The following is a 3,953-nucleotide window of genomic DNA, read 5'->3' on the forward strand; positions in this document are numbered from 1 at the left end:
TTTGCTGGGACAACGCGATGGCAGAGAGCTTCTTCGCGACCCTGAAAACCGAGTTCTACCACCGGCGCGTCTGGCCCACCCGGGCCCGTGCGGCCCGGGATGATTATGACAGCCTCGTTCAGGACCACTAGGACGGCTTGATTCAGGACCACCCTGTGACTCGCCGGATCGTTGTGACGGTTTGATTCGGGACCACCCCCAGTCTTGTTCCCACGTGATGGGACGAGGCCGTGGAGGTTCGGATGAGGGTGCGCATGGAGTTGTTCGCGAACATTCGTAGAGACGCCCGGGTCGAGGGTCTATCGATCCGTGAGCTTGCCAAGCGTTATCAGGTCGGCCGGGACACTGTCCGGCAGGCCCTGGCGAGTCCCGTACCGCCGTCACGGAAGGTGCCGGTGCGCAGTGCACCCCGGTTGGACGGATTCAAGCCGGCGATCGACGCGATGCTCCTGGAGGACACGACGGCGCCGCGGAAGCAACGCCATACCGCCCGGAGAATTCTGGCCCGGCTGATCGACGAGCACGGGGCCGAGGAGCTGTCGTATTCCACGGTGCGCGACTACGTCAGGGTCCGGCGGGCGCAGATCGATGTGGAGGCCGGCCGCCGGGTCGAGGTGTTCATCCCGCAGGAGCACGCGCCGGGTGCGGAGGCCGAGGTGGACTTCGGCGAGCTCTGGGTGGTGCTGGGCGGGGTGAAGACGAAGTGTCACATGTTCATCTACCGGCTCTCCCACTCCGGCAAGGCCATCCACCGGGTCTATCCGACGCAGGCGCAGGAGGCGTTCCTCGAAGGTCATATCGAGGCGTTCACCGTGCTGGGCGGCATCCCGACCAAGCACATCCGCTACGACAACTTGACCAGTGCGGTCACCGCGGTGGTGTTCGGGCAGGGACGGCAGCGGGTTGAGAACGATCGGTGGGTGTTGTTCCGCTCCCATTACGGCTTCGACGCGTTCTACTGCCAGCCCGGCATTGACGGGGCCCATGAGAAGGGCGGGGTGGAGGGTGAGGTGGGTTGGTTCCGCCGCAACCGGCTCTCCCCGATACCCGCCGTCGCGTCCCTGGATGAGCTCAACGACCGTATCCGGGTTTGGGAAGCCCAGGACGATTCCCGGCGGATCAACGACAGGATCCGAACCATCGGGCAGGACTTCGCTACCGAGCGGCCGCTCCTGGCATCGCTGCCGGTGGAGGCGTTCGATCCGGGGTTGGTGCTGACGCCCAGGGTGGACCGGTCCTCGATGATCACCGTGCGGATGGTGAAGTACTCGGTTCCGGCACGGTTCATCGGACGCAAGGTCAGGGTGTCCCTCCGGGCGTCCGAGGTCGTGGTCTTCGACGGACGCACTGTGGTGGCCCGGCATCAGTGGATCATCGTCAAGCACGGTCAGTCGGTGCAGCTCGATCACTACCTCGAGGTCCTGAAGATCAAACCCGGTGCCCTGCCCGGCTCGACGGCTCTGGCCAGGGCGCGGGAGTCCGGTTCGTTCACTAGCGCTCATGAAGCGTTCTGGGCGGCTTCCCGACGGGTCAACGGTGACGCGGACGGGACCCGGGAGCTCATCGACGTCCTGCTACGCCACCGCTCCCTCGACGCCGACGACGTCCTGGCCGGCATCAGTGCGGCTCTCGGGGTCGGCGCGGTCAGCGCTGACGTCGTCGCGGTCGAAGCCCGCCGCCACGCCGCAACGGCTCAGGGTGGGTCCAGTTTGGACCGTCACTCGGACGCCCATCGTGTCGCTCATGGCGTCGAGGAAGTGCAACGCGTTGTCAGTCTGACCCAGCGCCGGCTGATGGAACCGGCCGCGGTCATTGCGGGTCTTCCGGCAGATACGCGGCCCGTCCCATCTGTTGGCGTGTATGACGAGTTGCTGGCGAAACGCCCCCAGCCAACCCCTGCCCCGCATCCAGGAGCAACGTCGAAGGAGAACATCTCATGACCCCCACAACCACTACGACGGTGACCCCGACCCTGCGCCGGCGCCGCGGGCTGACCGAGCAGGCCGCCGTCGCGGCCGTGGATCAGGCCTGCCGGCGGCTGCGCCTACCCACGATCCGGGCGGTCCTCGACGAAGCGTTGACCGTCGCCGGGAAGGAGCAGCTGTCCTATCAGGGGTTCCTGGCCGAGCTGTTGCTGGCCGAGTGCGACGACCGGGACCGCAGATCCTCCCTGCGCCGGGTGAAGGCTGCGAACTTCCCGCGGAACAAGTGGCTTGGGGACTTCGACTTCGACGCCAACCCGAACATCAACCCCGCCACGATCCACACGTTGGCCACCGGGGACTGGATCCGTAAGAGCCGGCCCCTGTGTCTCATCGGGGACTCCGGAACCGGGAAGTCGCATCTGCTCATCGGGCTGGGCACGGCGGCCGCGGAGAAGGGGTACCGGGTGAGATACACGTTGGCTACCCGGCTCGTGAACGAACTCGTGGAAGCCGCGGACGAGAAGATGCTCGCCAAGACCATCGCCCGCTACGGGCGGGTCGATCTGCTCTGCATCGACGAGCTCGGCTATATGGAGCTCGACAGGCGCGGAGCCGAGCTTCTTTTTCAGGTCCTCACCGAACGCGAGGAGAAGAACTCGATCGCGATCGCCTCCAACGAGTCCTTCTCGGGGTGGACGAAAACCTTCACCGACCCACGCCTCTGCGCCGCCATCGTCGACCGGCTCACCTTCAACGGCACCATCATCGAAACCGGCACCGACTCCTACCGCCTCGCCCACACCCTCGCCCACCAAGACGCTGGCTAAGTGCCAGAAATCGCACCGCCACCCTCGAGGTCGTTCCTTGGTCTAGTACTCCGAAAGGGTTCAGTGGATGATTCGATGAAGCATGAATACTTCTAGGAAGACCGTGTTCGCGGCGTTGGGGCTCCTGTTGACTCTTTCTGGAGCGGTAGGGAGCGTCGTAGTTTTCCTGCAACCCTGGCGAAGCTGCCCTGAGATCGATGACAGCTCGGCCGGCTGTCCTCCTACATCAGGTGATCAGGCTCTGCTTGTCTTGGCTCTTTTCATTCTTCTAATTGGAGTATTACTTCTTGTGAAATCGATGAAAACGGTACGCCTTCCATCTGATGCTGCAGGCCCCTTCGGGCGAAGTTAAAGCCCTGACGCCACTCAAGGCTGACGACGCCCTGCAACGTCGGACGGCGATTATCCTCGCCCGTGCAACCGCCCACGGTCGCCGAGATCTGCAAGGCGGTCCTGCATCAGACCGTCCCAGTCGTCCCGCATCACGTTGACACGTTCATAAGCGGCCGGAAGTACGTCGGAGGTCTGTAAGACAGTATGAGCTTGAGCGAATCCCTTACCTTTGGAAGGAGCAGCGTATGGAACCACGAACACCTCGGCTGACGAGCACAACCGCAATCCTCACACGACTGGTCGAGGACCCTGACGACCTCGCCGCTCACCCGGACAAGTATGTCGTTGACTTGTTCGCCGACGAGGACCATGCAGAGAAAGCCTGGCTACGTGCTGGCACCCCGCATCACTTCAGCTACAACGACGGAGTCATCACTCTCATGTGGGATGGCGTGCAGCTACTGGGCATTCCTGAGTGGGATGACATTGTGATCCTCTGGATCTACCTGGTGAACGTGGTGGAGGGCTACCTTGTGACCGGTCGCGGTCATGACTACTTCCCTGATCAGCCCACCCCGATCATTCTCGAGCGGATCCGTGGGGGCGCCCTGATCACCATCGGTGAAACCAAACTGCGCGTTGATCCCTTAGTTTTCTGTCGGGAACTCCTTGATGAGGCAGAGCGCTTCTGGCAGTGGGTCGATCGACATGAGGTTCCTGTCAGTCGCGGCGACCAGGGGATCGATCGAATCCGGGCGCTCATTCCCCGCTACTGACTGGCCCACGCCTGTACCGCCGCTCCTTCGTTGAGGCCCATGAGCTGTACTGGGAAAGGATCAACAGGGCTCTGCAGGAGCTGACGTTAAGC

General features: G+C 63.4%; 3 protein-coding genes. All 3 read left to right on the top strand.

Features of this window, described 5'->3' with window-relative positions:
* Positions 1–242 precede the first annotated feature (242 nt).
* The 3 genes from istA (at position 243) to DDA93_RS15915 (ending at position 3,861) form a co-directional block, all read left to right on the top strand.
* Positions 243–1,940, top strand: a complete 1,698-nt coding sequence (gene istA / locus DDA93_RS15905) for an IS21 family transposase (protein ID WP_024475955.1) — start codon at positions 243–245, stop codon at positions 1,938–1,940.
* On the top strand, positions 1,937–2,752 hold the full coding sequence (gene istB / locus DDA93_RS15910; RefSeq protein WP_116779299.1) for an IS21-like element helper ATPase IstB: 816 nt from the start codon (positions 1,937–1,939) through the stop codon (positions 2,750–2,752). Before istA ends, istB begins: the two co-directional genes overlap by 4 nt.
* A gap of 578 nt (positions 2,753–3,330) precedes the next feature.
* A complete protein-coding gene (locus DDA93_RS15915; protein ID WP_024475954.1) occupies positions 3,331–3,861 on the top strand; it encodes a hypothetical protein in 531 nt (176 codons plus the stop codon).
* Positions 3,862–3,953 lie beyond the last annotated feature (92 nt).

The sequence above is a fragment of the Arthrobacter sp. Bz4 genome, from assembly GCF_003075455.1.
GTDB lineage: Bacteria > Actinomycetota > Actinomycetes > Actinomycetales > Micrococcaceae > Arthrobacter_D.